This is a genomic window from Burkholderia latens (assembly GCF_001718795.1).
Taxonomy (GTDB): Bacteria; Pseudomonadota; Gammaproteobacteria; order Burkholderiales; family Burkholderiaceae; genus Burkholderia; species Burkholderia latens_A.
Genome location: NZ_CP013435.1, coordinates 181,077 through 207,989 on the forward strand (window position 1 = coordinate 181,077; position 26,913 = coordinate 207,989).

29 protein-coding genes are annotated in these 26,913 nt (G+C 61.0%); all 29 read right to left on the minus strand.

Annotated elements, in window-relative coordinates; translation table 11 throughout:
- Positions 1 to 9: 9 nt before the first annotated feature.
- The 29 genes from rplR to rplK all read right to left on the minus strand — a co-directional run bounded on the left by rplR (position 10) and on the right by rplK (position 26,899).
- Positions 10 to 375: a 50S ribosomal protein L18 gene (gene rplR / locus WK25_RS00880; protein WP_006477183.1), complete on the minus strand. Its 366-nt coding sequence runs from the start codon at positions 373 to 375 to the stop codon at positions 10 to 12.
- 12 nt (positions 376 to 387) lie between these two features.
- Positions 388 to 918 (minus strand): 50S ribosomal protein L6, encoded by a 531-nt coding sequence (rplF, locus tag WK25_RS00885; protein ID WP_006758786.1) that lies wholly within the window; start codon positions 916 to 918, stop codon positions 388 to 390.
- An 18-nt stretch (positions 919 to 936) separates the two neighbouring features.
- On the minus strand, positions 937 to 1,332 hold the full coding sequence (rpsH, locus tag WK25_RS00890) for a 30S ribosomal protein S8 (RefSeq protein WP_006477185.1): 396 nt from the start codon (positions 1,330 to 1,332) through the stop codon (positions 937 to 939).
- A 14-nt stretch (positions 1,333 to 1,346) separates the two neighbouring features.
- A complete protein-coding gene (rpsN, locus tag WK25_RS00895) occupies positions 1,347 to 1,652 on the minus strand; it encodes a 30S ribosomal protein S14 (RefSeq protein WP_006482884.1) in 306 nt (101 codons plus the stop codon).
- Positions 1,653 to 1,659: 7 nt separating this feature from the next.
- Positions 1,660 to 2,199 carry a 50S ribosomal protein L5 gene (gene rplE / locus WK25_RS00900; protein WP_006482882.1) on the minus strand — a complete coding sequence of 180 codons (540 nt, stop codon included), beginning with the start codon at positions 2,197 to 2,199 and terminating at the stop codon, positions 1,660 to 1,662.
- 16 nt (positions 2,200 to 2,215) lie between these two features.
- Positions 2,216 to 2,524 carry a 50S ribosomal protein L24 gene (rplX, locus tag WK25_RS00905; RefSeq protein WP_006477187.1) on the minus strand — a complete coding sequence of 103 codons (309 nt, stop codon included), beginning with the start codon at positions 2,522 to 2,524 and terminating at the stop codon, positions 2,216 to 2,218.
- Between the two features lie 9 nt (positions 2,525 to 2,533).
- Complete coding sequence (rplN, locus tag WK25_RS00910; protein WP_006752929.1) at positions 2,534 to 2,902, minus strand: 50S ribosomal protein L14; 369 nt, start codon at positions 2,900 to 2,902, stop codon at positions 2,534 to 2,536.
- Between the two features lie 309 nt (positions 2,903 to 3,211).
- The gene (rpsQ, locus tag WK25_RS00915; RefSeq protein WP_006752928.1) at positions 3,212 to 3,484 is read right to left on the minus strand and encodes a 30S ribosomal protein S17; all 273 of its coding nucleotides are present in this window, start codon (positions 3,482 to 3,484) and stop codon (positions 3,212 to 3,214) included.
- A complete protein-coding gene (gene rpmC, locus WK25_RS00920; protein ID WP_006400652.1) occupies positions 3,481 to 3,675 on the minus strand; it encodes a 50S ribosomal protein L29 in 195 nt (64 codons plus the stop codon). Before rpmC ends, rpsQ begins: the two co-directional genes overlap by 4 nt.
- Positions 3,676 to 3,684: 9 nt before the next feature.
- Positions 3,685 to 4,101 carry a 50S ribosomal protein L16 gene (gene rplP / locus WK25_RS00925; protein ID WP_040143049.1) on the minus strand — a complete coding sequence of 139 codons (417 nt, stop codon included), beginning with the start codon at positions 4,099 to 4,101 and terminating at the stop codon, positions 3,685 to 3,687.
- 2 nt (positions 4,102 to 4,103) lie between these two features.
- On the minus strand, positions 4,104 to 4,904 hold the full coding sequence (gene rpsC / locus WK25_RS00930) for a 30S ribosomal protein S3 (RefSeq protein WP_006482899.1): 801 nt from the start codon (positions 4,902 to 4,904) through the stop codon (positions 4,104 to 4,106).
- An 11-nt stretch (positions 4,905 to 4,915) separates the two neighbouring features.
- Complete coding sequence (gene rplV / locus WK25_RS00935; RefSeq protein WP_004199272.1) at positions 4,916 to 5,245, minus strand: 50S ribosomal protein L22; 330 nt, start codon at positions 5,243 to 5,245, stop codon at positions 4,916 to 4,918.
- Positions 5,246 to 5,257: 12 nt separating this feature from the next.
- Entirely contained in the window at positions 5,258 to 5,533 is a 276-nt protein-coding gene (gene rpsS / locus WK25_RS00940) for a 30S ribosomal protein S19 (protein ID WP_004199273.1), read from the minus strand.
- Between the two features lie 10 nt (positions 5,534 to 5,543).
- Positions 5,544 to 6,371, minus strand: a complete 828-nt coding sequence (rplB, locus tag WK25_RS00945) for a 50S ribosomal protein L2 (RefSeq protein ID WP_069240823.1) — start codon at positions 6,369 to 6,371, stop codon at positions 5,544 to 5,546.
- Positions 6,372 to 6,373: 2 nt separating this feature from the next.
- Complete coding sequence (rplW, locus tag WK25_RS00950) at positions 6,374 to 6,688, minus strand: 50S ribosomal protein L23 (RefSeq protein WP_004199275.1); 315 nt, start codon at positions 6,686 to 6,688, stop codon at positions 6,374 to 6,376.
- Positions 6,685 to 7,305: a 50S ribosomal protein L4 gene (gene rplD / locus WK25_RS00955; RefSeq protein ID WP_069240824.1), complete on the minus strand. Its 621-nt coding sequence runs from the start codon at positions 7,303 to 7,305 to the stop codon at positions 6,685 to 6,687. Before rplD ends, rplW begins: the two co-directional genes overlap by 4 nt.
- Positions 7,305 to 7,955, minus strand: a complete 651-nt coding sequence (gene rplC / locus WK25_RS00960; protein WP_006752926.1) for a 50S ribosomal protein L3 — start codon at positions 7,953 to 7,955, stop codon at positions 7,305 to 7,307. Before rplC ends, rplD begins: the two co-directional genes overlap by 1 nt.
- A 178-nt stretch (positions 7,956 to 8,133) precedes the next feature.
- Positions 8,134 to 8,445 carry a 30S ribosomal protein S10 gene (gene rpsJ, locus WK25_RS00965; RefSeq protein WP_004199280.1) on the minus strand — a complete coding sequence of 104 codons (312 nt, stop codon included), beginning with the start codon at positions 8,443 to 8,445 and terminating at the stop codon, positions 8,134 to 8,136.
- Positions 8,446 to 8,730: 285 nt separating this feature from the next.
- Positions 8,731 to 9,921, minus strand: coding sequence for an elongation factor Tu (gene tuf / locus WK25_RS00970; RefSeq protein WP_034209732.1), 1,191 nt, complete (start codon positions 9,919 to 9,921; stop codon positions 8,731 to 8,733).
- A gap of 40 nt (positions 9,922 to 9,961) precedes the next feature.
- Positions 9,962 to 12,064: an elongation factor G gene (fusA, locus tag WK25_RS00975; RefSeq protein WP_040143044.1), complete on the minus strand. Its 2,103-nt coding sequence runs from the start codon at positions 12,062 to 12,064 to the stop codon at positions 9,962 to 9,964.
- Positions 12,065 to 12,187: 123 nt separating this feature from the next.
- Positions 12,188 to 12,658, minus strand: coding sequence for a 30S ribosomal protein S7 (gene rpsG / locus WK25_RS00980; protein WP_034209730.1), 471 nt, complete (start codon positions 12,656 to 12,658; stop codon positions 12,188 to 12,190).
- Between the two features lie 172 nt (positions 12,659 to 12,830).
- Positions 12,831 to 13,211, minus strand: coding sequence for a 30S ribosomal protein S12 (rpsL, locus tag WK25_RS00985; protein WP_006400662.1), 381 nt, complete (start codon positions 13,209 to 13,211; stop codon positions 12,831 to 12,833).
- 239 nt (positions 13,212 to 13,450) lie between these two features.
- Positions 13,451 to 15,298: a DNA helicase RecQ gene (recQ, locus tag WK25_RS00990; RefSeq protein ID WP_059547920.1), complete on the minus strand. Its 1,848-nt coding sequence runs from the start codon at positions 15,296 to 15,298 to the stop codon at positions 13,451 to 13,453.
- 480 nt (positions 15,299 to 15,778) lie between these two features.
- Positions 15,779 to 20,020: a DNA-directed RNA polymerase subunit beta' gene (gene rpoC / locus WK25_RS00995; RefSeq protein WP_040143034.1), complete on the minus strand. Its 4,242-nt coding sequence runs from the start codon at positions 20,018 to 20,020 to the stop codon at positions 15,779 to 15,781.
- A gap of 21 nt (positions 20,021 to 20,041) precedes the next feature.
- Positions 20,042 to 24,148, minus strand: a complete 4,107-nt coding sequence (gene rpoB / locus WK25_RS01000) for a DNA-directed RNA polymerase subunit beta (RefSeq protein WP_040143032.1) — start codon at positions 24,146 to 24,148, stop codon at positions 20,042 to 20,044.
- A 377-nt stretch (positions 24,149 to 24,525) separates the two neighbouring features.
- A complete protein-coding gene (rplL, locus tag WK25_RS01005; RefSeq protein WP_040143030.1) occupies positions 24,526 to 24,900 on the minus strand; it encodes a 50S ribosomal protein L7/L12 in 375 nt (124 codons plus the stop codon).
- Positions 24,901 to 24,963: 63 nt separating this feature from the next.
- Entirely contained in the window at positions 24,964 to 25,461 is a 498-nt protein-coding gene (rplJ, locus tag WK25_RS01010; protein WP_040143029.1) for a 50S ribosomal protein L10, read from the minus strand.
- Between the two features lie 307 nt (positions 25,462 to 25,768).
- The gene (rplA, locus tag WK25_RS01015) at positions 25,769 to 26,467 is read right to left on the minus strand and encodes a 50S ribosomal protein L1 (RefSeq protein ID WP_040143027.1); all 699 of its coding nucleotides are present in this window, start codon (positions 26,465 to 26,467) and stop codon (positions 25,769 to 25,771) included.
- The gene (gene rplK / locus WK25_RS01020; protein ID WP_006400671.1) at positions 26,468 to 26,899 is read right to left on the minus strand and encodes a 50S ribosomal protein L11; all 432 of its coding nucleotides are present in this window, start codon (positions 26,897 to 26,899) and stop codon (positions 26,468 to 26,470) included.
- Between the last annotated feature and the right edge of the window lie 14 nt (positions 26,900 to 26,913).

Here is a 26,913-nt window from a genome sequence, read left to right on the forward strand (position 1 = left end):
ATTCCTTCCTTAGAACTTGAGCCCAGCTTCGCGAGCTGCCTCAGCCAGCGCCTTGACGCGGCCATGGTAGCGGAAGCCCGAGCGGTCGAAGGCGACGGATTCGATGCCGGCAGCCTTTGCCTTCTCGGCAATACGCTTGCCGATCAGCGTCGCGGCATTAACGTTGCCGCCCTTGCCCGACTTGTCGGCCAGTTCGGCGCGCACTTCTGCTTCGAGCGTCGACGCGCTGGCGAGCACCTTGGTGCCGCAGGGCGAGAACACTTGAGCGTAGATGTGCGTGTTCGTGCGATGCACGGCGAGACGCGCGACCTGCAGCTCAGCGATCTTGATACGCGTCTGGCGAGCGCGGCGCAGGCGAGATTGAGTCTTATCCATGATTGCGCACCCTTACTTCTTCTTCGTTTCTTTGAGGATCACAACCTCGTCGGAATAGCGCACGCCCTTGCCCTTGTACGGCTCCGGCGGACGGTAACCGCGGACTTCCGCAGCCACTTGACCGACTTGTTGCTTGTTGATCCCCTTGATCACGATTTCGGTTTGCGTCGGGGTTTCAGCCTTGACGCCTTCCGGCATCTGGTGCACCACCGGGTGCGAGAAACCCAGCGACAGGTTCAGCTTGTCGCCTTGCGCTTGCGCACGATAACCGACGCCAACCAGCGTCAGCTTGCGCTCGAAACCCTTGGTCACGCCGTGCACGGCATTCGCGATGATCGCGCGCATCGTGCCCGACAGTGCGTTTGCTTCGCGGCTTTCGTCGACCGGCGACAGATTCAGCGTGCCGTCGTTGTTCGCCACGTTCACGAGCGGATTGATCGCTTGCGTGATGGTGCCCAGCGGGCCCTTGACGGTGATCGCACCGTCGGCCAGCTTGACTTCCGCGCCTTGCAGCGCGATCGGGCTCTTACCTACTCGAGACATGTTTCTCTCTCCTCGGCTTTAAGCGACGTAGCAGATGACTTCGCCGCCGACGCCGGTAGCACGCGCCTTGCGGTCGGTCATCACGCCCTTCGGCGTCGACACGATTGCCACGCCCAGGCCATTCATGACCTGCGGAATGTCGTTACGGCCGCGGTACACGCGCAGACCAGGCTTCGACACGCGCTCGAGGCGTTCGATGACCGGGCGGCCTGCGTAGTACTTCAGCGCGATATTCAGTTCGGACTTCGCACCTTCCGCCTTGACGGCGAAATCGTCGATATAACCTTCGTCCTTCAGGACTTGCGCGATTGCAACCTTGACCTTCGACGAGGGCATCGCGACCGATACCTTCTCGACCATCTGCGCGTTGCGGATGCGAGTCAGCATATCGGCGATAGGATCACTCATGCTCATTTACGTTTCTCCTATTACCAGCTCGCCTTGGTCAGGCCAGGAATCTCGCCACGGAATGCGATTTCACGAATCTTGTTACGCGCGAGGCCGAATTTACGGAACGTGCCACGCGGACGGCCCGTGATCGCGCAGCGGTTACGCTGGCGGGTCGGGTTTGCGTTGCGGGGCAGTTGCTGCAGCTCAAGGCGTGCTTCGTAGCGCTCTTCTTCCGACTTGCTTTGGTCTTCGACGATCGCCTTCAGCGCTTCGCGCTTCGCTGCGAACTTCGCGACCAGGCGGGCGCGCTTCTTTTCACGTTCGATCAGTGCCAGTTTAGCCACGGTAACCTCAGTTTCTGAACGGGAACTTGAAGCTGGCGAGCAGAGCCTTTGCTTCGTCGTCGGTCTTCGCAGTCGTCGTGATGCTGATGTTCAGCCCACGCAGTGCGTCGATCTTGTCGTAGTCGATTTCGGGGAAAATGATCTGCTCTTTCACACCGATGTTGTAGTTGCCGCGGCCATCGAAAGCACGGCCCGACACACCGCGGAAGTCACGCACGCGGGGCAGGGCAACGGTCACGAAACGGTCGAGGAATTCGTACATCGCACGGCCGCGCAGCGTCACCATCGCGCCGATCGGGTAGCCCTGGCGGATCTTGAAGCCTGCGATTGCCTTGCGTGCCTTCGTGACGACCGGCTTCTGACCAGCGATCTTCGTGAGGTCGCCAACGGCGTTCTCGATGATCTTCTTGTCAGCGATCGCTTCGCCAAGACCCATGTTCAGCGTGATCTTGGTGATGCGCGGCACTTCCATGACCGACTTGTAACCGAACTTCTCGATCAGGCCGGGCACAACCTTTTCTTTGTAAAACTCTTGAAAACGAGCCATTTTTTACTCCGCTGCGTCAGGCGCTCAGTACGGCACCGGTCGTCTTCAGGAAGCGAACCTTCTTGCCTTCCTCGACCTTGATGCCAACACGCGACGCCTTGCCATTCGCGTCGACCAGTGCGACGTTCGAAATATGCAGGGGCATCGTCTTCGCTTCCACGCCGCCCGTCGTACCCTTCATCGGGTTCGGCTTCACATGCTTCTTGACGAGGTTGATACCTTCAACCGTCACATGTTCTGCACCGACAGCCAGCACGACGCCGCGCTTGCCCTTGTCCTTGCCAGTGACGACGATAACTTCGTCACCTTTGCGAATCTTGTTCATCGCGACTCCTTACAGCACTTCCGGCGCCAGCGAAACGATCTTCATGAATCGTTCGCTACGCAGCTCACGCGTCACCGGCCCGAAGATACGGGTGCCGATCGGCTCAAGCTTGTTGTTCAAAAGCACAGCGGCGTTGCCGTCGAACTTGATCAGCGAGCCGTCTTGACGGCGAACGCCCTTGGCGGTGCGGACCACCACGGCGTTGTAGATTTCGCCTTTCTTCACGCGCCCGCGCGGCGTTGCTTCTTTGACGGTCACCTTGATGATGTCGCCAATGCCGGCATAACGACGCTTCGAGCCGCCGAGCACCTTGATGCACATGACTTCACGCGCACCCGTGTTGTCGGCTACTTCGAGCCGAGATTCGGTCTGGATCATGGTTTGTCTTTCCCAACTTAATCCGGATGCACCACCATGATGCATTCGGTCAGTCTTGGTCCCGTCAGCCAATCGGCTGCTTGGGTTGGAACAGCAGCGACGGCAAACGAAACCCGCCATCGCAATTCGGTGAATCTTTCGGACAGGCTGGCGCCAGTCCGCTTCCCCCACCAACTTCGCCCGCGACGGGGCTCCCATAAAGAGGGAAGACCGGGATTATAACAAATAATCCCGGTCACGCAAGCAAAAACTTTGCGATTTCAAGCACTTCGTGGAGAAGTGCCTGTTACTGCCTACTGCTCTGCCCGCTTAGATGACGCGAGCTGCTTCGACGAGGCGCGACACCGTCCAGGCCTTCGTCTTCGAAACAGGACGGGTTTCCTGGATTTCGACGAGATCGCCTTCGTTGCAGGTGTTCGCTTCATCGTGCGCGTGGTACTTCTTCGAGCGCACGACGTACTTGCCGTAGATCGGGTGCTTGACGCGGTGCTCGATCAGCACGGTGACGGTCTTGTCCATCTTGTTGCTGACGACCCGACCGACCAGCGTCCGCTTCAGCGAGGTTTTCACGCTATCGTTCATTTCTGGTTCGCCTTCTGAGTCATGACGGTCCGCACACGTGCGATGTCGCGACGAACCTTCTTCAGCTGGCTCGTGTTCGTGAGCTGCTGGGTCGCGAGTTGCATGCGCAGGCCGAATTGCGCCTTCAGCAGGTCCGCCAGCTCCTTGTTGAGCGCGGCCTGGTCTTTCTGGAGAAGTTCGGAAGCCTTCATGTTTTCTCCTTAGGCGCCGAGCTGGCGCACGATGAACGTCGTCTTCAGCGGCAGCTTCGCTGCGGCCAGACGGAACGCTTCGCGTGCCAGTTCTTCGGATACGCCGTCCATTTCATAGAGCATCTTGCCCGGCTGGATTTCGGCGACGTAGTACTCCGGGTTACCCTTACCGTTACCCATACGCACTTCTGCCGGCTTTTGCGAAATCGGCTTGTCCGGGAAGATACGGATCCAGATACGGCCGCCACGCTTGATGTGACGCGTCATTGCACGACGCGCCGCTTCGATTTGACGTGCGGTCAAACGACCGCGACCGATCGCCTTCAGGCCGAATTCACCGAACGACACGGCGTTGCCGCGCGTCGCCTTGCCGGTGTTACGACCCTTCTGCTCTTTGCGATACTTCCTGCGTTTCGGTTGCAGCATCGTTATTCTCCAGTCTTGCCGTCTTCCGGCTTGCCGGCGCCACGGCGCGGTGCGCCACGACGAGCACCCGGAGCGCCGCCTTCGCCATCACGGCGCGGACGACGGTCGCCCGGACGCGCATTGCGACGCGGACGCTTGTCTTCGGCTACTTCTTCGACCACCGGCGCGTCGTTACGGCCGAGCGTGTCGCCCTTGTACACCCACACCTTGACACCGATGATCCCGTAGGTCGTCTTCGCTTCCGAAGTCGCGTAGTCGATGTCGGCACGCAGCGTATGAAGCGGCACGCGACCTTCGCGATACCACTCCGTACGCGCGATTTCGATACCGTTCAGACGGCCTGCGCTCATGATCTTGATGCCTTGGGCACCCAGACGCATCGCGTTCTGCATCGCACGCTTCATCGCGCGACGGAACATGATCCGGCGCTCGAGCTGTTGCGTGATCGAATCAGCGATCAGCTGAGCATCGGTTTCCGGCTTGCGGATCTCTTCGATGTTGACGTGAACCGGCACGCCCATGCGGCGTTGCAGTTCCGTCTTCAGCTGTTCGATATCCTCGCCCTTCTTGCCGATGACGACGCCCGGACGCGAGCTGTAAATCGTGATGCGCGCGTTCTTTGCCGGACGCTCGATGACGACCCGACCGACCGAAGCGTTCTTCAGCTTCTTCTTCAGGTATTCACGAACACCGATGTCTTCCTGCAGCATCGCCGCGAAATTGTTGTTGTTCGCGTACCAACGCGAAGCCCAATTGCGGCTGACAGCCAGGCGGAAGCCAGTCGGATGAATTTTCTGTCCCATCGTATGGCTCCTTAATTCCCGACCGTCACAGTGATGTGACAGGATTGCTTCTCGATGCGGTTACCGCGGCCCTTGGCGCGCGCGGTGAAACGCTTGAGCGATGCAGCCTTGTCGACGTAGATGCTCTTGATCTTGAGCTCGTCGATATCAGCGCCTTCGTTGTGCTCCGCATTCGCGATTGCCGACAGCACAACCTTCTTCACGATGCCAGCCGCCTTCTTCGGCGAGAACGTCAGAACGTTCAGCGCCTTGTCGACCGGCAAACCGCGGATCTGGTCAGCCACAAGGCGCGTTTTTTGCGCCGAGATGCGGGCACCGCGATGAATTGCTTTCACTTCCATCTTGATTGCCCCTTATTTCTTGGCCTTCTTGTCGGCCGCGTGACCCTTGAACGTACGGGTCAGTGCGAACTCGCCAAGCTTGTGGCCGACCATGTTTTCCGAGATGTACACCGGAACGTGTTGACGGCCGTTGTGAACAGCGATCGTCAGGCCGATGAAATCCGGCAGAATCGTCGAGCGACGCGACCAGGTCTTGATCGGCTTTTTGTCGCGCGAAGCTGCAGCCGCCTCAACTTTCTTCAGCAAATGGGCGTCGCAGAACGGACCTTTTTTTACAGAACGTGCCATTGCCTACTCCTTAACGCTTGTGACGGCGCTGGACGATCATCGTCGTCGTGCGCTTGTTGCTGCGGGTGCGGTAACCCTTAGCCGGCGTACCCCACGGGCTCACCGGGTCGCGACCTGCAGCCGTCTTGCCCTCACCACCACCGTGCGGGTGATCAACCGGGTTCATCGCAACGCCACGCACCGTCGGGCGGATACCGCGCCAGCGGTTCGCGCCGGCCTTGCCGATTTGGCGCAGGCTATGCTCTTCGTTGCCGACTTCACCGATCGTTGCACGGCACTCGATGTGCACGCGGCGGATTTCGCCCGAACGCAGACGAACCTGCGCGTAGACGCCTTCACGCGCCAGCAGCATGGCCGACGTGCCAGCCGAACGCGCCATTTGCGCGCCCTTGCCCGGCAGCATCTCGATGCAGTGGATCGTCGTACCGACCGGAATGTTGCGGATCGGCAGCGTGTTGCCTGCACGGATCGGCGCTTCCGAACCCGACATCAGCTGTTGGCCGACGGTCAGGCCCTTCGGGGCGATGATGTAGCGACGCTCGCCGTCTGCGTAGAGCACCAGCGCGATGTTCGCGCTGCGGTTCGGGTCGTACTCGAGACGCTCGACCTTTGCCGGGATGCCGTCCTTCGTGCGACGGAAATCGACGATACGGTAGTGATGCTTGTGACCACCGCCCTTGTGACGGGTGGTGATGCGACCGTTGTTGTTACGGCCGGCGGTCGAGCTCTGCGAATCGAGCAGTGCCGCGTACGGCTTGCCCTGGTGCAGGCTCTTGTTGACCACCTTGACCATCGCGCGGCGACCCGGCGAAGTCGGTTTAACTTTCACGATTGCCATGATTACTTGGCCTCCGCTTCAAAGTTGATTTCCTGGCCGGGCTTCAGGCAAACGTACGCCTTCTTCACGTCCTTGCGGCGGCCCATCGAACGGCCGAAGCGCTTTTGCTTGCCCTTCTGAACCAGCACGTTGACCGAATCAACTTCAACCTTGAACAGCAGCTCGACAGCCGCCTTCACTTCCTGCTTCGTGGCATCCGGTGCGACTTCGAACACGACTTGCTCGTTCTTGTCGGCAACCAGCGTCGCCTTTTCCGAGATCACCGGTGCGAGCAGGACCTGCATCAAACGATGATCGTTCTTGCGAATCTCGCTCATGACAGCAACTCCTCGATCTGGGCGACCGCAGCCTTCGTGACCAGCACTTTCTTGAAGTAGATCAGCGACAGCGGGTCAGCGTAGCGCGGCTCGACAATCGCCACGTGCGGCAGGTTGCGCGAAGCCAGGTACAGGTTCTCGTCGACCGTGTCCGTGATGATCAGAACGGAGTCGAGACCCATGGTCTTGAATTTGTCAGCCAGCAGCTTGGTCTTCGGCGCTTCGAGGACGATGTCTTCGACGACCGACAGACGGCCTTCACGGGCCAGCTGCGAGAAGATCGAGCAGAGACCTGCGCGATGCATCTTCTTGTTGACCTTGTGCGAGAAGTTTTCTTCCGGCGAGTTCGGGAAGATGCGACCACCGCCACGCCACAGCGGGCTCGACGACATACCGGCACGAGCACGGCGCGTACCCTTCTGACGCCACGGCTTCTTGGTGGTGTGCTTGACTTGCTCGCGGTCCTTCTGTGCGCGGTTACCCTGGCGAGCATTCGCCTGGTACGCGACGACGACCTGGTGGATCAGCGCTTCGTTGTAGTCACGACCGAACACGACGTCCGACGCGTTGACCACTGCACCTTCCTGACCATTTTCGTTCAGGAGCTTGAGTTCCATTATTTCGCCCCCTTGGTCTTGACGGCCGGCGTCACGAAAACCTTGCCGCCCTTCGCGCCCGGAATCGCGCCCTTGACGAGCAGCAGCTTGCGCTCTGCGTCGATACGAGCGATTTCGAGGTTCTGCACCGTCACCGTAACGTCACCGAGGTGACCCGTCATGCGCTTGCCCGGGAAAACGCGACCCGGATCCTGCGCCATACCGATCGAGCCCGGCACGTTGTGCGAGCGCGAGTTACCGTGCGTAGCACGGCCGGAGGAGAAGTTGTAACGCTTGATCGTACCGGCGTAGCCCTTACCGATCGACACGCCTTGCACGTCGACCTTCTGGCCTACTTCGAAAAGATCTGCACCGACCACGGCGCCATTCGACAGCTCGGCTGCCTTGGCCGCGTCAATGCGGAATTCCTTGAGGATTTCACCGGCTTCGACACCGGCTTTGGCGAGATGACCTGCCAGCGGCTTCGTCACGCGCGATGCGCGGCGGGAGCCGAATGCAACCTGCACGGCCGTGTAGCCGTCGGTTTCAACAGTCTTGATCTGCGTCACGCGGTTGTCCGACACGTCCAGCACGGTGACGGGAATCGAATCCCCTTCAGCCGTGAAGATACGGGTCATGCCAACCTTGCGACCTACGAGTCCAAGGCTCATCATTTTCTCCATTCCCGACTGCGATTGGTCGGGGCTGATTTACAAAATGCCGGGCACGCAAGGCCCAACTTTTTTACGCGAATACGCGAAAAGCCAAGCAGTATAGCCCGAGTTTTCGATTTCCGCAAGCAATACAAAGACTTAGCACCACCGAGCGGACCAGGCGGCGCCGAAAGCCTTACTGCAGCTTGATTTCCACGTCGACGCCAGCCGGCAGATCGAGCTTCATCAGCGCGTCGACCGTCTTGTCGGTCGGATCGACGATGTCCATCAGGCGCTGGTGGGTACGGATTTCGAGCTGATCGCGCGACGTCTTGTTGACGTGCGGCGAGCGCAGGATGTCAAAACGCTGAATGCGCGTCGGCAGCGGCACCGGGCCACGGACGATTGCGCCAGTCCGCTTCGCGGTATCGACGATTTCGGCAGCCGATTGATCGATCAGACGATAGTCGAAAGCCTTCAGGCGAATGCGGATTTTTTGTTGCTGCATGACGATTCCTTGAAAAGAGCGAGGCGATGTTGCATCGCCGGACACTAAAAGAACGCGAAACCTGTTGCCTGCGGGGAGCGAAGCGTCTGGTTCCGAACGGCACTTCCACTGCTAAGCCCGCGATTCTACACGAAAATTCGCCGCGGTGGCGGGCGTTTTTCGATGCCGCGGCCGGCGCCCCACAAAGAAAAACCGGGTGCCAGGTCAAACTGGACACCCGGTTTCGACGGTATGACTGCCTACCGTAGAATCGCGGACCCTGGAAGGGCCCGCGGATCGTCGATATTACTCGATGATCTTGGCGACGACGCCTGCGCCGACGGTACGGCCGCCTTCGCGGATTGCGAAGCGCAGACCTTCTTCCATCGCGATCGGCGCGATCAGCTTCACCGTGATCGACACGTTGTCGCCCGGCATCACCATTTCCTTGTCCTTCGGCAGCTCGATCGAACCCGTCACGTCCGTCGTACGGAAGTAGAACTGCGGACGGTAGTTGTTGAAGAACGGCGTGTGACGGCCGCCTTCGTCCTTGCTCAGCACGTACACTTCTGCCGTGAAGTGCGTGTGCGGCGTGATCGAACCCGGCTTCGCCAGAACCTGGCCGCGCTCCACGTCTTCACGCTTCGTGCCGCGCAGCAGGATACCGACGTTGTCGCCCGCCTGACCTTGGTCCAGCAGCTTGCGGAACATTTCAACGCCCGTGCAGGTCGTCTTCACCGTCGGCTTGATACCGACGATTTCGATTTCCTCGCCGACCTTGATGATGCCGCGCTCCACACGACCCGTCACCACCGTACCGCGGCCCGAGATCGAGAACACGTCTTCCACCGGCATCAGGAACGCGCCGTCAACCGCACGCTCCGGCGTCGGGATGTACGTGTCCAGTGCGTCTGCCAGGTTCATGATCGCCACTTCGCCCAGCTCGCCCGTGTCGCCTTCCAGCGCCAGCTTTGCCGAACCCTTCACGATCGGCGTGTCGTCGCCCGGGAAGTCGTACTTCGACAGCAGCTCGCGAACTTCCATCTCGACCAGCTCGAGCAGTTCAGCGTCGTCCACCATGTCGCACTTGTTCAGGAACACGATGATGTACGGAACGCCAACCTGACGCGCCAGCAGGATGTGCTCACGCGTTTGCGGCATCGGGCCGTCTGCTGCCGAGCACACCAGGATCGCGCCGTCCATCTGCGCCGCGCCCGTGATCATGTTCTTCACATAGTCAGCGTGGCCCGGGCAGTCGACGTGTGCGTAGTGGCGGTTTGCCGTTTCGTACTCGACGTGTGCCGTGTTGATCGTGATGCCGCGCGCCTTTTCTTCCGGTGCCGCGTCGATCTGGTCGTACGCCTTCGCTTCGCCGCCGAACTTCTTCGTCAGAACCGTCGTGATCGCTGCCGTCAGCGTCGTCTTGCCGTGGTCAACGTGACCAATCGTACCAACGTTGACGTGCGGCTTGGTCCGCTCAAACTTTTCTTTTGCCATGATTCTCTTCTTTCAAAAAATATCGGTTGATAGCTGAGATTTACTTCGACTTCGCGCTGATGATCGCTTCAGCAACGTTGCGCGGAGCTTCGGCGTAGTGCTTGAACTCCATCGTGTACGTTGCACGACCTTGCGTCAGCGAACGCAGCGACGTCGAGTAACCGAACATTTCCGACAGCGGCACTTCGGCGCGAACGATCTTGCCGCCGCCGACCATGTCTTCCATGCCCTGGACGATGCCGCGACGGCCCGACAGGTCGCCCATCACGTTGCCCATGTAGTCTTCCGGCGTCTCGACTTCGACAGCCATCATCGGCTCGAGGACGACCGGGTTCGCCTTGCGCATTGCTTCCTTGAACGCCATCGAACCGGCCATGCGGAACGCGTTTTCGTTCGAGTCAACGTCGTGGTACGAACCGAACGTCAGGTGAACCTTCACGTCGACGACCGGGAAGCCAGCCAGCACGCCCGACTTCAGCGTGTCCTGGATACCCTTGTCGACCGCCGGGATGTATTCACGCGGAATCACACCACCCTTGATCTCGTCGAAGAACTCGTAGCCCTTGCCCTGCTCGTTCGGCTCGAGCGTAATGACCGCGTGACCGTACTGGCCGCGACCACCCGACTGCTTGACGAACTTGCCGTCGACGTCCTTCGCCGTCGAGCGGATCGTTTCGCGGTACGCAACCTGCGGCTTGCCGACGGTCGCTTCCACGCCGAATTCACGCTTCATCCGGTCGACCAGAATTTCGAGGTGGAGCTCGCCCATGCCCGAAATGATGGTCTGGCCCGACTCTTCGTCGGTTTGCACTCGGAACGACGGGTCTTCCTGCGCGAGACGGTTCAGCGCGAGGCCCATCTTTTCCTGGTCGGCCTTCGTCTTCGGCTCGACGGCCTGCGAGATCACCGGCTCCGGGAACACCATGCGCTCGAGAACGATCGGGTTCGCCGGGTCGCACAGCGTGTCGCCCGTGGTTGCTTCCTTCAGGCCGACCGCTGCGGCGATGTCGCCTGCACGGACTTCCTTGATTTCTTCACGCTGGTTCGCGTGCATCTGCAGAATACGGCCGAGGCGTTCCTTCTTGCCCTTGGTCGAGTTCAGCAGCGTATCGCCCGAGTTGACGACGCCCGAGTACACACGGAAGAAGATCAGCTGGCCGACGAACGGGTCGGTCATGATCTTGAACGCGAGCGACGAGAACTTCTCGTCGTCCGACGCCTTGCGCTCCGCTTCTTCGCCGTTTTCGAGCTCGCCCTTGACCGGCGGGATGTCGACCGGCGACGGCAGGAAGTCGATCACGGCGTCGAGCATACGCTGCACGCCCTTGTTCTTGAACGCGGTGCCGCAGAGCATCGGCTGGATTTCGCACGCGATCGTACGGTCGCGCAGCGCCTTGACGATGTCGGCTTCCGGCAGATCGCCTTCTTCCAGGTACTTGTTCATCAGGTCTTCGCTGGCTTCAGCAGCCGCTTCGACCATCTTTTCGCGCCATTCCTTGCAGGTGTCTGCGAGCTCGGCCGGGATGTCGATGTAGTCGAACTTCGTGCCTTGCGACGCTTCGTCCCAAATGATCGCCTTCATCTTGATCAGGTCGACCACGCCCTTGAAGTTTTCTTCCGCGCCGATCGGCACCACGACCGGAACCGGGTTCGCCTTCAGGCGCAGACGGAGCTGGTCGTAGACCTTGAAGAAGTTCGCGCCGGTGCGGTCCATCTTGTTGACGAACGCGAGACGCGGCACCTTGTACTTGTTGGCCTGGCGCCACACCGTTTCCGACTGCGGCTGCACGCCGCCCACTGCGCAGTACACCATGCACGCGCCGTCGAGCACGCGCATCGAGCGCTCCACTTCGATCGTGAAGTCGACGTGGCCCGGGGTGTCGATGATGTTGATGCGGTGTTCCGGATAGTTGCCGCCCATGCCCTTCCAGAAGGCGGTGGTGGCAGCGGACGTGATCGTGATGCCACGCTCTTGTTCCTGCTCCATCCAGTCCATCGTTGCTGCGCCGTCGTGGACTTCACCGATCTTGTGGTTCACACCGGTGTAAAACAGAATGCGCTCGGTCGTCGTCGTTTTGCCGGCGTCGATGTGAGCGCTAATACCGATATTGCGGTAGCGCTCGATAGGAGTCTTGCGAGCCACTTTGATCCTCTACTGGGATGACGTGATGCAGCCCTGCTGCATCACGCCTCAACACAAACGGGCGAGGCGCCTGAAAAGCGCACCCGCCCGGAATTTATTTCCGCAAACAGCCCAGCCAGGCGCTTAGAAACGGAAATGCGAGAACGCGCGGTTGGCTTCTGCCATGCGGTGAACTTCATCGCGCTTCTTCATCGCGCCGCCACGGCCTTCGGCCGCTTCGGTGAGTTCGCCTGCCAGACGCAGAGCCATCGACTTCTCGCTGCGCTTCTTCGCAGCCTCACGCAGCCAGCGCATCGCCAATGCCATACGACGCGACGGGCGCACTTCGACCGGAACTTGATAGTTGGCACCACCAACGCGGCGGCTCTTCACTTCGACCACCGGCTTCACGTTGTTGAGCGCAACGGTGAACACTTCCAGCGGGTCCTTGCCACCCTTGGTCTGGATCTGTTCGAATGCGCCATAAACGATGCGCTCTGCGACCGACTTCTTGCCGGACAGCATCAGCATGTTCATGAACTTGGCTACATCAACGTTGCCGAACTTCGGATCCGGCAACACTTCCCGCTTGGGGACTTCGCGACGACGCGGCATGATTCTTCCTTTACCTGTTCAGTTGGAGCTGAATTCAGCCCCGCGGCCACCAACAAACCCGATCACATCTTCACGACTAACCAGCTTGGCCGGGTGACCACTTACTCGACAGCACCGGCAATCCGGCACTCCCGCCTTGACCGCCCTGCGGCGATCCCTGATCAAAAACTGCTTACTTGGCAGCCTTTGCACGCTTCGCGCCGTACTTCGAGCGCGCTTGCTTACGGTCCTTGACGCCCTGGGTATCCAGCGAGCCGCGAACCATGTGGTAACGCACACCCGGCAAGTCCTTCACACGGCCGCCGCGGATCAGCACAACCGAGTGTTCCTGCAGGTTGTGGCCTTCACCGCCGATGTACGAAATCACTTCGAAGCCGTTCGTCAGACGAACCTTGGCAACCTTACGGAGTGCCGAGTTCGGCTTCTTCGGCGTCGTCGTGTACACACGGGTGCACACGCCGCGACGCTGGGGGCAGTCCTGCAGGGCCGGGCTCTTGCTCTTCGTCGTTTCCGACTGACGGCCTTTGCGAACCAGTTGGTTGATGGTTGGCATTGTTTATTCCTGAAATTGAACAAAATCTGCACATCGATTTCGGGCAAAGCGAGAATCGACGCACAGTTGACTTCCGAACCGGCGATACGGACACAAACCGCTTCGAACCACTTTCGACGCGACTCGGCCCACCGATTACCGGAACCCAGCATGATATTCCGGAAATGCCAACTAAGTCAACGGCTTGCGTGATTCGCCGGCGGTACGGCCCGTTTACCGAAAGGGTCGGAACAGCTGTGTCACGCCGATTCGACGACGTCGATGATCTCGTCGCCAAAGCGTTCGAGCTTGCGTACGCCCATGCCGGGGATGTGGCGAAGGTCGTCGATCGTCTCCGGCGCGTTGCGCGCGATTTCGGCGAGCGTCGCGTCGTGGAAGATCACGTAGGCGGGCACGCCGTCGGACTTCGCGGTTTCCGCACGCCACGCGCGCAGCGCGTCCCAGCGCGCGCGCTCGCGCGTGCCCATGCCGGCCGTCGGATCGACGCGCGTGCCGCTGCGGCTCGACGACTGGCGCGTGCGCTGCGGCTTCACATAGCGGCGCAGCGTGACCTTCTCCTCGTTCTTCAGCACGGGCTTCGCGGCCTCGGTGAGCACCAGCGCACCGAAACCGCCATGATCGACGGCAAGATAGCCGTACGCGACGAGTTGCCGGAAAATCGCGCGCCACTCCGGCTCGGACAGCGACGCGCCGATCCCGAACGTGCTCAGTTGTTCGTGTCCGCGCTGCAGCACCTTCTCGGTGCGGTTGCCGCGCAGGATCTCGATAAGATGGCTCGCGCCGAAATTGAAGCCGCTCGCGCGCTGCGCGCGGAACACGCACGACAACGCCATCTGCGCCTCGCGCGTCGCATCCCAGGAATCTGGCGGCTCAAGGCATGTGTCGCAGTTGCCGCACGGCTGGCTCGCTTCGCCGAAGTAATTCAGCAGCCGCACGCGGCGGCACGAGATCGTCTCGCACAGCCCGAGCAGCGCGTCGAGCTTCGACGTCTGCACGCGCTTGTGCGCGTCGTCCGCATCCGATTCGTCGATCATCTTGCGCTGCTGCACGACGTCGCCGAGGCCGTACGCCATCCACGCATTCGCAGGCAATCCGTCGCGGCCCGCGCGACCGGTTTCCTGGTAATAGCCTTCGACGCTCTTCGGCAAATCGAGGTGGGCGACGAAGCGCACGTCCGGCTTGTCGATGCCCATGCCGAATGCGATCGTCGCGCACATGACGATGCCTTCCTCGCGCTGGAACATTTCCTGGTGCTTCTGACGCACCTCGAATTCCATCCCGGCGTGATACGGCAGCGCGCGCACGCCCTGCGCCTTCAGCCATTCGGCGGTTTCCTCGACCTTGCGGCGCGACAGACAGTAGACGACGCCCGCGTCGGTCGTGCCGTCCGCATTCGTATGCTCGGCGCGGATGAAGTCGAGCAGCTGCGAGCGAGCGTTGTCCTTTTCGACGATCCGATAGCGGATGTTCGGACGATCGAAGCTCGACACGAAGACGCGCGCATCGTCGAGTGCGAGGCGATGAATGATCTCGTCGCGGGTGATTGCGTCGGCGGTGGCCGTCAGCGCGATGCGCGGCACCGACGGAAAGCGCTCGTGCAGCACCGACAGCTGGATGTATTCGGGGCGGAAGTCATGACCCCACTGCGACACGCAGTGCGCCTCGTCGATCGCAAACAGGCCGATCTTCGCGCGCTCGAGCAGCTCGAGAAAACGCCCGGTCATCAGGCGCTCAGGCGCGACGTACAACAGGTCGATCTCGCCTTCGCGCAGCGCACGCTCGGTGGCCGCGGCCTCGGCGCCGGACAGCGTCGAGTTCAGGAAGGCCGCGCGCACGCCGACCTCGCTGAGCGCGGCGACCTGATCCTGCATCAGCGCGATCAGCGGCGACACGACAATGCCCGCGCCGTGCCCGGCCTCGCGGCGCAGCAGCGCCGGAATCTGATAGCACAGCGACTTGCCGCCGCCGGTCGGCATCAGCACGAGGCAATCGCCGCCGCCGGCGACGTGTTCGACGATCTCGCCCTGCTGGCCGCGAAATGCGGAATAACCAAAGACTTCGTCGAGGATTTCGAGGGCGCGAGACATGAATGAAGAGTTGAAAGACTGCTGACGGCAACGATCCGGATTCTAGCAACCTTTGCGGCGCGCAAAGCCGCTTCGCACAGGGTTAGCCATTCGGACAATGCTCATTCGACGGATTGCAAACCGGGACTCCCGGTGAAAAACGCTCGTCATCCACCGACGTCGGTCGCTGTGCGGTGCTCACAAAAACCGTGAGAAATTCCATGTTTCTCTACGGGAAGGCCGTCGATACAGTGGGCTCCGAGGTTGAGCATCATACTGACCGAATCCCGCCAGCGGTTCCACCTTATTCCATTAGGAGACCGAGGCATCCGTGCCGTCGTCGCAGCAGGAAGACATCGTCTCTTATGCTGGCGCCGGCCGGCGGCACGACTCGCGACCTGGCGCGTCGATATCGGGCGCAAAAAAAAACCGCCCGGCTGAACCGGGCGGTTTCGACGACAGCGAATACGCAGCGTAAGGCGGCTCGCGCCGGCCCCGCGCTTACTCGGCTGCCGGGTGTTGCGGCTCTTCCGCGGGCGCGCTCGGCGTGCCGAAGTCGAATGCCTCTTCCGCTGCGATCTGGTCGAAACGCTCGCGGTCGGACATTTCCTTCGCCTTGCGTGCCTTGTGGAACGCGAGACCCGTACCGGCCGGGATCAAACGGCCGACGATCACGTTTTCCTTCAGGCCGCGCAGATCGTCGCGCTTGCCCATGATCGCCGCTTCGGTCAGCACGCGGGTCGTTTCCTGGAACGATGCCGCGGAAATGAACGAGTCGGTCGACAGCGACGCCTTCGTGATACCGAGCAGCACGTTGTCGTACGAGGCCGGACGCTTGCCTTCGGCGATCATGCGATCGTTCTCGTCCAGCATGTCCGAACGCTCGACCTGTTCGCCCGGGATGAAGCGCGTATCACCGTTGTCGGTGATCTGCACACGACGCAGCATCTGGCGAACGATCACCTCGATGTGCTTGTCGTTGATCTTCACGCCCTGCAGACGATACACGTCCTGCACTTCGTCGACGATGTAGCGCGACAGCGCCTCGATACCCTGCAGACGCAGGATGTCGTGCGGATCGGCCGGGCCGTCCACGATCATTTCGCCCTTGTTGACGACCTGAGCATCGTGGACCAGCACCTGCTTTTCCTTCGCGATCAGGAACTCGTGCTGATTGCCTTCGAGGTCCGTGATGACGAGACGCTGCTTGCCCTTCGTGTCCTTGCCGAACGACGTCGTACCGGTGACTTCCGCGAGAATGCCGGCATCCTTCGGCGAACGCGCTTCGAACAGCTCCGCCACCCGCGGCAGACCGCCGGTAATGTCACGCGTCTTCTGCGCTTCGGTCGGGATACGTGCGAGCACTTCACCCACCTGCACCTGCTGGCCGTCCTTCACGGTAATCAGTGCGCCGACCTGGAAGCCGATCTGCACCGCGTGTTCCGTGCCCGGAATCTTCACTTCCTCGCCGTTCGCGTCGAGCAGCTTCACCTGCGGACGCACGCTCTTCGAAGCTTGCGAGCCGCGACGCTTCACGTCGATCACGACCAGCGTCGACAGGCCGGTCACGTCGTCGATCTGCTTCGCGACGGTCACGCCTTCCTCGACGTTCTCGAACTTCACCGTACCACCGTACTCGGTGATGATCGGACGCGTCATCGGATCCCACGTGGCCAACTGCGTGCCGGCCTTGATCGTCGCGCCGTCGAGCTGCAGCAGCGTCGCGCCGTACGGGATCTTGTGACGTTCGCGCTCGCGGCCGATATCGTCGGTGATCAGCGCCTCGCCCGAACGCGAGATGACGATCTGCTCGCCCTTCGCGTTGGTGACGTAACGCATCGTGGCCGTGAAGCGCACGATACCGTTGCTCTTCGCTTCGACCGACGACGCCACTGCCGCACGCGATGCCGCACCACCGATGTGGAACGTACGCATCGTCAGCTGCGTGCCCGGCTCACCGATCGACTGTGCCGCGATCACGCCGACTGCTTCGCCGACGTTCACCAGCGAGCCGCGGCCGAGGTCGCGGCCATAGCAGGCTGCGCACAGACCGTAACGCGTTTCGCAGGTGAGCGGCGTGCGCACGCGCACTTCGTCGATGCCGAGGCGTTCGATTTCCTCGACCGCCGTTTCGTCGAGCAGCGTGCCCGATTCGTACAGCGTTTCCTGCGTTTCCGGATTCACGACGTCCGCGACCGCGACGCGGCCGAGGATACGGTCGCGCAGCGCTTCGACGACTTCACCGCCTTCGACCAGCGCCTTCATCGCGACGCCATTCGACGTGCCGCAATCGTCCTCGACGACCACCAGATCCTGCGTGACGTCGACGAGACGACGCGTCAGGTAACCCGAGTTCGCAGTCTTCAGTGCCGTATCAGCCAGACCCTTACGTGCACCGTGGGTCGAGATGAAGTACTGCAGCACGTTCAGGCCTTCGCGGAAGTTCGCGGTAATCGGCGTCTCGATAATCGAGCCGTCCGGCTTCGCCATCAGGCCGCGCATACCGGCAAGCTGACGAATCTGCACCGCCGAACCCCGGGCGCCCGAGTCGGCCATCATGTAGATCGAGTTGAACGATTCCTGGCGCGTCTCGTTGCCGTCGCGATCGATCACCGGCTCCGTCGACAGCTGCTCCATCATCGCCTTGCCGACCGCTTCCGACGTTGCCGACCAGATGTCGACCACGTTGTTGTAGCGTTCCTGCGCGGTGACGAGACCCGACATGTACTGGCGGTCGTATTCCTTCACCTTCTTCGCGGCGTCGCCGACGATCGTTTCCTTTTGCGGCGGCACGAGCATGTCGTCCACGCAGATCGAGATGCCGGCGCGCGTCGCGAGACGGAAACCCGCCTGCATCAGCTGGTCGGCAAACACGACCGTCGCACGCAGACCGCACTTGCGGAACGCAGTGTTGATCAGACGCGAGATTTCCTTCTTCTTCAGCGGCTTGTTCAGCACCGAGAACGGCAGGCCGTGCGGCAGGATCTCCGACAGGATCGCACGACCGACGGTCGTCGCGTACAGCGTGATCTTCGGCACGAATTCCGGCGCGCCTTCCGACGTGTCCTCGTTGCGGACCATTTCGGTGATCCGTACGTTGACGCGCGATGCCAGCTCGACTTCCTTGTTCTCGTACGCGCGGATCACTTCCGACACGCCGGTGAACGACAGGCCTTCGCCCTTGCCGTTGATCGCTTCGCGGGTCGCGTAGTACAGACCCAGCACGATATCCTGCGACGGCACGATCGACGGGTCGCCGTTGGCCGGGAACAGCACGTTGTTCGACGCCAGCATCAGCGTACGCGCTTCCATCTGCGCTTCGAGCGACAGCGGCACGTGAACGGCCATCTGGTCACCGTCGAAGTCGGCGTTGAACGCCGCGCAGACGAGCGGGTGCAGCTGGATCGCCTTGCCTTCGATCAGAACCGGTTCGAACGCCTGGATACCGAGACGGTGCAGCGTCGGCGCACGGTTCAGCATCACCGGGTGCTCGCGGATCACCTCTTCGAGGATGTCCCACACGACCGGCGTCTGGTTCTCGACTTCCTTCTTCGCCGCCTTGATGGTCGTAGCGACGCCCATCACCTCAAGCTTGTTGAAGATGAACGGCTTGAACAGTTCGAGCGCCATCAGCTTCGGCAGACCGCACTGGTGCAGCTTCAGCGTCGGGCCGACCACGATGACCGAACGGCCCGAGTAGTCGACGCGCTTGCCCAGCAGGTTCTGACGGAAACGGCCGCCCTTGCCCTTGATCATGTCGGCGAGCGACTTCAGCGGACGCTTGTTCGCGCCCGTCATCGCCTTGCCGCGACGACCGTTGTCGAGCAGCGAGTCGACGGCTTCCTGCAGCATCCGCTTTTCGTTGCGGACGATGATTTCAGGCGCCTTCAGCTCGAGCAGACGCTTCAACCGGTTGTTACGGTTGATCACGCGGCGATACAGGTCGTTCAGATCCGACGTCGCGAAACGGCCGCCGTCCAGCGGCACGAGCGGACGCAGTTCCGGCGGCAGCACCGGCAGCACTTCGAGGATCATCCACTCGGGCTTGATGCCCGAGCGCTGGAATGCCTCGAGGACCTTCAGGCGCTTCGCGTACTTCTTGATCTTCGCTTCCGACCCGGTGTTCTTCAGCTCGGTGCGCAGCGTTTCGACCTGCTCGTCGATGTTGATTGCACGCAGCAGTTCACGCACGCCTTCCGCGCCCATCTCGGCACGGAATTCGTCGCCGTATTCCTCGACCTTGTTGTAGTAATCCTCTTCGGTCATGATCTGCCGCGCCTTCAGCGGCGTCATGCCCGGTTCGATCACCACGTACGCTTCGAAGTACAGCACGCGCTCGATGTCGCGCAGCGTCATGTCGAGCACCATGCCCAGACGCGACGGCAGCGACTTCAGGAACCAGATGTGCGCGACCGGCGAGGCCAGCTCGATGTGGCCCATGCGTTCGCGACGCACCTTCGCCAGCGTCACTTCGACGCCGCACTTCTCGCAGATCACGCCGCGGTGCTTCAGGCGCTTGTACTTGCCGCACAGGCACTCGTAGTCCTTGATCGGCCCGAAGATCTTCGCGCAGAACAGACCATCGCGTTCCGGCTTGAACGTACGGTAGTTGATGGTCTCCGGCTTCTTCACTTCGCCGAACGACCACGAACGGATCTTGTCCGGCGAGGCCAGACCGATCTTGATCGCGTCGAAAACTTCTTCCTGTTGGACTTGCTTGAATAGATCGAGCAGAGCTTTCATTGCCTTCTCTCCGTAGTCCGATTAATTGCGGTCGAGATCGATGTCGATACCGAGCGAGCGGATTTCCTTCACCAGCACGTTGAAGGATTCCGGCATGCCTGCATCGATCACGTGATCGCCCTTGACGAGGTTCTCGTACACCTTCGTCCGGCCGGTCACGTCGTCCGACTTCACCGTCAGCATTTCCTGCAGCACGTAGGACGCGCCGTACGCTTCGAGTGCCCACACTTCCATTTCACCGAAACGCTGACCGCCGAACTGCGCCTTACCACCCAGCGGCTGCTGCGTGACGAGCGAGTACGGGCCGGTCGAACGCGCGTGCATCTTGTCGTCGACCAGGTGGTGCAGCTTCAGGTAGTGCATGTAGCCGAGCGTCACGCGGCGTTCGAACGGCTCGCCCGTGCGGCCGTCGTACAGGCGGACCTGGTTCTTCGACGGGTTCATGTCGAGCTGCTGTGCGATGTCGTCCGGGAACGCGAGGTCGAGCATCTTGCCCATTTCTTCCTCGGTCGCACCGTCGAACACCGGCGTCGCGAACGGCACGCCTTCGCGCAGGTTCTTCGCGAGCTCGAGGATCTCGTCGTCGGTGAAGCTTTCCAGATCTTCCTGGCGGCCCGACTCGTTGTAGATCTTCGTCAGGAACACGCGCAGTTCCTCGATCTTCGCCTGACGCTGCAGCATCTCGCCGATACGCCAGCCGAGACCCTTCGCGGCCCAGCCGAGGTGGACTTCCAGAACCTGACCCACGTTCATCCGCGACGGCACGCCGAGCGGGTTCAGCACGACGTCTGCCGGACGGCCGTCGGCCATGTACGGCATGTCTTCGATCGGAACGATCTTCGACACGACACCCTTGTTGCCGTGACGGCCTGCCATCTTGTCGCCAGGCTGCAGGCGGCGCTTCACCGCCAGGTACACCTTGACCATCTTCAGCACGCCCGGCGGCAGTTCGTCGCCTTGCGTGAGCTTCTTGCGCTTCTCTTCGAACGCGAGGTCGAACTGGTGACGCTTCTCTTCGATCGAGTTCTTGATCGCTTCGAGCTGCGCCGCTGCTTCGTCATCCGCAAGGCGGATGTCGAACCAGTGGTAGTGGTCGAGGTCTTCCAGGTAAGCCTGGTCGATCTTCGTGCCCTTCGCGAGCTTCTTCGGACCGCCGTTCGCAACCTTGCCCACCAGCATGCGCGCAAGACGCTGGAACGCGTCGCCTTCAACGATGCGCAGCTGGTCGTTCAGGTCGAGACGGTAGCGCTTCAGTTCGTCGTCGATGATCTGTTGCGCGCGCTTGTCGCGCTGGATGCCTTCACGCGTGAACACCTGCACGTCGATCACGGTGCCGCTCATGCCCGACGGCACGCGCAGCGACGTGTCCTTCACGTCCGAAGCCTTCTCGCCGAAGATCGCGCGCAGCAGCTTCTCTTCCGGCGTCAGCTGAGTCTCGCCCTTCGGCGTGACCTTGCCGACCAGTACGTCGCCCGCTTCGACTTCCGCACCGATGTACACGATGCCCGATTCGTCGAGACGGCCGAGCTGGACTTCCGCCAGGTTCGAGATGTCGCGCGTGATTTCTTCCGGCCCGAGCTTCGTGTCGCGTGCAACGACGTTCAGCTCTTCGATGTGGATCGACGTGTAGCGATCGTCGGCCACGACCTTCTCCGAGATCAGGATCGAGTCCTCGAAGTTGTAGCCGTTCCACGGCATGAACGCGATCAGCATGTTCTGGCCGAGCGCAAGCTCGCCCAGGTCCGTGGATGCGCCATCGGCCAGCACGTCGCCGCGCGAGACCTTGTCGCCCATCTTCACGATCGGACGCTGATTGATGTTCGTGTTCTGGTTCGAACGCGTGTACTTGATCAGGTTGTAGATGTCGACACCGACTTCACCTGCGACCGCTTCGTCGTCGTTCACGCGAATCACGATACGGCCTGCATCGACGTAGTCGACGACGCCGCCACGGAACGCCTGAACCGTCGTGCCCGAGTCGACCGCGCAGGTGCGCTCGATGCCCGTACCGACGACCGGCTTTTCCGGACGCAGACACGGCACGGCCTGACGCTGCATGTTCGAACCCATCAGTGCACGGTTCGCGTCGTCGTGCTCGAGGAACGGGATCAGCGAAGCTGCAACCGATACGATCTGCGACGGCGCGACGTCCATGTACTGGATACGGTCCGGCGTGACCATCATCGTTTCGCCGGCTTCACGCGACGACACGAGTTCGTCGATCAGTCGGCCGTCTTCGTCGATCGCGGCGTTCGCCTGGGCGATCATGTAGCGGCCTTCCTCGATCGCCGACAGGTAGTCGATCTGGTCGGTCACCTTGCCGTCCACGACCTTGCGGTACGGCGTCTCGAGGAAGCCGTACTCGTTCAGGTGCGCGTACAACGCCAGCGAGTTGATCAGGCCGATGTTCGGACCTTCCGGCGTTTCGATCGGGCACACGCGGCCGTAGTGGGTCGGGTGCACGTCGCGCACTTCGAAGCCTGCGCGCTCGCGCGTCAGACCGCCCGGGCCCAGTGCGGAAACACGGCGCTTGTGCGTGATTTCCGACAGCGGGTTGGTCTGGTCCATGAACTGCGACAGCTGCGACGAACCGAAGAACTCGCGGATCGCCGACGAAATCGGCTTCGAGTTGATCAGGTCGTGCGGCATCAGGTTTTCGCTTTCGGCCTGGCCGAGGCGTTCCTTGACCGCGCGCTCGACACGCACGAGACCCGCGCGGAACTGGTTTTCCGCCAGTTCGCCGACGCAACGCACGCGACGGTTGCCGAGGTGGTCGATGTCGTCCACTTCGCCCTTGCCGTTGCGCAGCTCGACGAGGATCTTGATCGTCGCGAGGATGTCGTCGTCCTGCAGCGTCATCGGGCCGACGATTTCGTCACGACCGACGCGGCGGTTGAACTTCATGCGGCCGACCTTCGACAGGTCGTACGCTTCTTCGCTGTAGAACAGACGGTTGAACAGCGCCTCGACCGCTTCTTCGGTCGGCGGCTCGCCCGGACGCATCATCCGGTAGATTGCGATGCGCGCGGCCGTCTTGTCGGTCGTTTCGTCGACACGCAGCGTCGACGAAATGTACGGACCCTGGTCCAGATCGTTCGTGTAGAGCGTCTGGATGTCCTTGATGCCCGCTTCGCGCAGCTTCTCGAGCACGCTTTCGGTGATTTCGTCGTTCGCGCTCGCGATCACTTCACCGGTGTCGCCGTCGACGACGTTCTTCGCCAGCACGCGGCCGAGCAGATAGTCTTCCGGCACCGAGATGAACTTCGTCTTCGCGGCTTCGAGGTCGCGGATGTGCTTCGCATTGATCCGCTTGTCCTTCTGGACGATGACCTTGCCATCACGATCCGTGATGTCGAAGCGCGCGACTTCACCACGCAGGCGCTCGGGCACGAACTCGAGTTGCGCGCCTTCGTCCATCAGCGTGAAGTTGTCGAACACGAAGAAGTTCGCGAGGATCTGTTCCGGCGTGAGGCCGATGGCCTTCAGCAGGATCGTGACCGGCATCTTGCGGCGACGGTCGACGCGGAAGTACAGGATGTCCTTCGGATCGAATTCGAAGTCGAGCCACGAGCCGCGGTACGGAATGATCCGTGCCGAGAACAGCAGCTTGCCCGAGCTGTGCGTCTTGCCCTTGTCGTGTTCGAAGAACACGCCCGGCGAACGGTGCAGCTGCGAGACGATGACACGCTCGGTGCCGTTGATGACGAACGAGCCCGTCGGCGTCATGAGCGGAATTTCGCCCATGTACACTTCCTGCTCCTTCACTTCCTTGACGACCGGCTTGTTCGGCGATTCCTTGTCGAGGATGACGAGGCGGACCTTCGCGCGCAGCGCGGAGCAGTACGTCAGGCCCCGCTGCTGGCATTCCTTGATGTTGAATGCCGGCGAGGACAGCGCATAGCTCACGAACTCGAGGCGCGCAAAGCCGTTGTGCGAAACAATGGGAAATACCGATGTGAATGCGGCCTGCAAACCTTCAGGCTTGCGTTGCGTGACCGGCACATCGGCTTGCAGAAACGTGCTGAATGATTCAAGCTGGGTGGCCAGCAAGAACGGAACTTGGTGAACGATGGGGCGCTTCGCGAAACTCTTGCGAATGCGCTTCTTCTCGGTGAAGGAATATTGCATACGATCTCCGAATCACGGCGGGTGCTATCGAGGTGGGATACCTGGACGTTTCAAACCCGAGTGTTCACCGACTGAGACCCGATGGCCGCCCGATGGCTTGAACGAGCCGAGAAGCTTGGTGGTTGGCCGCTACCAACCGCTGGCTGACGGCAGCGGATGCCTGTGTTGCCCGCTACCCGACCAAACTTGCCTTCTGCAGTCGCTTCAGAAGACAAAGAGAAACGCCAATCGTGACCATTGACAACGATTTGACGGTTTTCTTTGGCTTCTGGGGCCGATTATTCGGGCTCCCAAAAGAGTGCCAGAATAACGTCCCCACAAAGCACAAAAAGGCCGGCGGTGAAAATACCGCCAGCCTTCGCACAGCGCGTCGAAACTTACTTGACTTCGACCTTCGCGCCAGCTTCTTCCAGCTTCTTCTTGGCTTCGTCAGCAGCAGCCTTGTCGACGCCTTCCTTGACAGCCTTCGGTGCGCCGTCAACGACGTCCTTCGCTTCCTTCAGGCCCAGGCCCGTCAGTTCGCGAACTGCCTTAATGACTGCAACCTTGTTGCTGCCTGCTTCAGCCAGGACGACCGTGAATTCGGTCTTCTCTTCTGCAGCAGCAGCAGCGCCGCCGCCTGCCGGGCCAGCGACTGCGACTGCAGCTGCCGACACGCCAAACTTCTCTTCGAACGCCTTGACCAGTTCGTTCAGTTCCAGAACGGTCATCCCTTCGACTGCTGCCAGGATGTCTTCTTTTGCGATTGCCATTTGAAATACTCCTAAATTGAATTCGGATACAGCCAGCGATCAGTGACGCTGATGCACGCTCGATTACGCAGCTTCCGCTTGCTTCTTCTCGGCCAGCGCGGCAAGAGCACGCGCGAAGCCCGAAACAGGCGCTTGCATAACGAACAGCAGCTTCGAGAGCAGTTCTTCACGGCTCGGGATGCTTGCCAGCGCTTGCACGCCAGCCTTGTCCATCACCTTGCCATCGAACGAACCGGCCTTGATGACCAACTTGTCATTGCTCTTGCTGAAGTCGTTGACGACCTTGGCAGCAGCAATTGCATCTTCCGAGATGCCGTAGATCAGGGGACCAGTCATCTGCTCTGCCAGCGGAGCAAAAGGCGTACCTTCGACGGCGCGACGCGCCAGCGTGTTCTTCAACACGCGCAGGTAAACCTGTTGCTCACGCGCTTTCGCGCGCAGCTTGGTCAGATCGCCAACCGCAATTCCACGATACTCAGCCAGCACAACGGTCTGGGCCTTCGCGACTTGCGCGGAAACCTCAGCGACGACGGCTTGCTTGTCTTCTCTATTAAGCGGCACGGTTAGCCTCCAGAAACGATACGCTCGGCTTGCCGATATGGCGCGAACCTCACGTACCTCGTTCAACAACGGCGTCCGACCTCGTTAGGAGTATTTCCACCTCACGCCGTGAATCGCTTCACGACCTGCGGCTTCACCACTACAAAACTTTTTCGGGTTCGCCATCTGCGTTGGCTTGAATTAAGGGATCGCCTGCCTGCTGCGCCCCACCAACGGTCTTTGATAACCGGTTGCCCGCCATGCTGCACGAACAACCGCCCAAAGCCCATGTAGGCCGCTTCGCGAACGAAGCGGCCCGAATACTTGCTTACTGTGCTGCGAGCGTAGCCTGGTCGACACGCACGCCGACGCCCATCGTGCTCGACAGTGCGATCTTGCGCAGGTAGACGCCCTTGCTCGTTGCCGGCTTGGCCTTCTGCAGCGCTTCGATCAGTGCCGACAGGTTCGAACGCAGTGCGTCTGCTTCGAACGATGCACGGCCGATGGTCGCGTGGATGATACCGGCCTTGTCGACACGGAATTGCACCTGACCAGCCTTCGCGTTCTTGACTGCAGTCGCGACGTCCGGCGTGACCGTACCGACCTTCGGGTTCGGCATCAGGCCGCGCGGGCCGAGAATCTGACCGAGCGTACCGACGATACGCATCGTGTCCGGCGAAGCGATCACGATGTCGAAGTCCATCTGGCCAGCCTTGATTTGCTCAGCCAGGTCTTCCATACCGACGATTTCCGCGCCTGCTGCACGAGCTTGCTCGGCCTTGTCGCCTTGTGCGAACACGGCAACGCGAACCGACTTGCCCGTACCTGCCGGCAGAACGACCGAACCACGAACGACCTGGTCCGACTTCTTCGCATCGATGCCGAGCTGGACTGCGACGTCGATCGATTCGTTGAACTTCGCGCTCGCGCATTCCTTCACGAGTGCCAGTGCGTCTTCGATCGCGTACAGCTTCTGACGGTCGACCTTGGCGGCAAATGCCTGACGGCGCTTGGAGATCTTAGCCATTTACACGCCCTCCACAGTGATGCCCATCGAGCGTGCGCTACCAGCGATGGTGCGAACGGCTGCGTCCAGATCAGCTGCCGTGAGATCCGGCATCTTGGTCTTCGCGATTTCTTCGGCTTGAGCGCGCGTGATCGAACCGACCTTGTCGGTGTGCGGCTTGCTCGAGCCCTTGTCCACCTTCGCCGCCTTCTTGATCAGGACGGTCGCCGGCGGCGTCTTCATCACGAACGTGAAGCTCTTGTCAGCGTATGCCGTGATGACCACCGGCACCGGCAGACCCGGCTCCATGCCTTGAGTCTGCGCGTTGAACGCCTTGCAGAACTCCATGATGTTCAGGCCGCGCTGGCCCAGTGCCGGACCGACCGGCGGCGACGGGTTGGCTTTACCTGCAGGAATCTGCAGCTTGATAAAGCCGACAATCTTCTTTGCCATTTGTAAACCTCGTT

What these genes read in the sequence shown, in the direction of transcription:
- rplR (WP_006477183.1), bottom strand. Translation starts at nt 375, where the DNA reads ATGGATAAGACTCAATCTCGCCTGCGCCGCGCTCGCCAGACGCGTATC.
- rplF (WP_006758786.1), bottom strand. Translation starts at nt 918, where the DNA reads ATGTCTCGAGTAGGTAAGAGCCCGATCGCGCTGCAAGGCGCGGAAGTC.
- rpsH (WP_006477185.1), bottom strand. Translation starts at nt 1,332, where the DNA reads ATGAGCATGAGTGATCCTATCGCCGATATGCTGACTCGCATCCGCAAC.
- rplE (WP_006482882.1), bottom strand. Translation starts at nt 2,199, where the DNA reads ATGGCTCGTTTTCAAGAGTTTTACAAAGAAAAGGTTGTGCCCGGCCTG.
- rplX (WP_006477187.1), bottom strand. Translation starts at nt 2,524, where the DNA reads ATGAACAAGATTCGCAAAGGTGACGAAGTTATCGTCGTCACTGGCAAG.
- rplN (WP_006752929.1), bottom strand. Translation starts at nt 2,902, where the DNA reads ATGATCCAGACCGAATCTCGGCTCGAAGTAGCCGACAACACGGGTGCG.
- rpsQ (WP_006752928.1), bottom strand. Translation starts at nt 3,484, where the DNA reads ATGAACGATAGCGTGAAAACCTCGCTGAAGCGGACGCTGGTCGGTCGG.
- rpmC (WP_006400652.1), bottom strand. Translation starts at nt 3,675, where the DNA reads ATGAAGGCTTCCGAACTTCTCCAGAAAGACCAGGCCGCGCTCAACAAG.
- rplP (WP_040143049.1), bottom strand. Translation starts at nt 4,101, where the DNA reads ATGCTGCAACCGAAACGCAGGAAGTATCGCAAAGAGCAGAAGGGTCGT.
- rpsC (WP_006482899.1), bottom strand. Translation starts at nt 4,904, where the DNA reads ATGGGACAGAAAATTCATCCGACTGGCTTCCGCCTGGCTGTCAGCCGC.
- rplV (WP_004199272.1), bottom strand. Translation starts at nt 5,245, where the DNA reads ATGGAAGTGAAAGCAATTCATCGCGGTGCCCGCATCTCGGCGCAAAAA.
- rpsS (WP_004199273.1), bottom strand. Translation starts at nt 5,533, where the DNA reads ATGGCACGTTCTGTAAAAAAAGGTCCGTTCTGCGACGCCCATTTGCTG.
- rplB (WP_069240823.1), bottom strand. Translation starts at nt 6,371, where the DNA reads ATGGCAATCGTGAAAGTTAAACCGACTTCGCCGGGTCGCCGCGCGATG.
- rplW (WP_004199275.1), bottom strand. Translation starts at nt 6,688, where the DNA reads ATGAGCGAGATTCGCAAGAACGATCATCGTTTGATGCAGGTCCTGCTC.
- rplD (WP_069240824.1), bottom strand. Translation starts at nt 7,305, where the DNA reads ATGGAACTCAAGCTCCTGAACGAAAATGGTCAGGAAGGTGCAGTGGTC.
- rplC (WP_006752926.1), bottom strand. Translation starts at nt 7,955, where the DNA reads ATGAGCCTTGGACTCGTAGGTCGCAAGGTTGGCATGACCCGTATCTTC.
- rpsJ (WP_004199280.1), bottom strand. Translation starts at nt 8,445, where the DNA reads ATGCAGCAACAAAAAATCCGCATTCGCCTGAAGGCTTTCGACTATCGT.
- tuf (WP_034209732.1), bottom strand. Translation starts at nt 9,921, where the DNA reads ATGGCAAAAGAAAAGTTTGAGCGGACCAAGCCGCACGTCAACGTTGGT.
- rpsG (WP_034209730.1), bottom strand. Translation starts at nt 12,658, where the DNA reads ATGCCGCGTCGTCGCGAAGTCCCCAAGCGGGAAGTGTTGCCGGATCCG.
- rpsL (WP_006400662.1), bottom strand. Translation starts at nt 13,211, where the DNA reads ATGCCAACCATCAACCAACTGGTTCGCAAAGGCCGTCAGTCGGAAACG.
- recQ (WP_059547920.1), bottom strand. Translation starts at nt 15,298, where the DNA reads ATGTCTCGCGCCCTCGAAATCCTCGACGAAGTCTTTGGTTATTCCGCA.
- rpoC (WP_040143034.1), bottom strand. Translation starts at nt 20,020, where the DNA reads ATGAAAGCTCTGCTCGATCTATTCAAGCAAGTCCAACAGGAAGAAGTT.
- rpoB (WP_040143032.1), bottom strand. Translation starts at nt 24,148, where the DNA reads ATGCAATATTCCTTCACCGAGAAGAAGCGCATTCGCAAGAGTTTCGCG.
- rplL (WP_040143030.1), bottom strand. Translation starts at nt 24,900, where the DNA reads ATGGCAATCGCAAAAGAAGACATCCTGGCAGCAGTCGAAGGGATGACC.
- rplA (WP_040143027.1), bottom strand. Translation starts at nt 26,467, where the DNA reads ATGGCTAAGATCTCCAAGCGCCGTCAGGCATTTGCCGCCAAGGTCGAC.
- rplK (WP_006400671.1), bottom strand. Translation starts at nt 26,899, where the DNA reads ATGGCAAAGAAGATTGTCGGCTTTATCAAGCTGCAGATTCCTGCAGGT.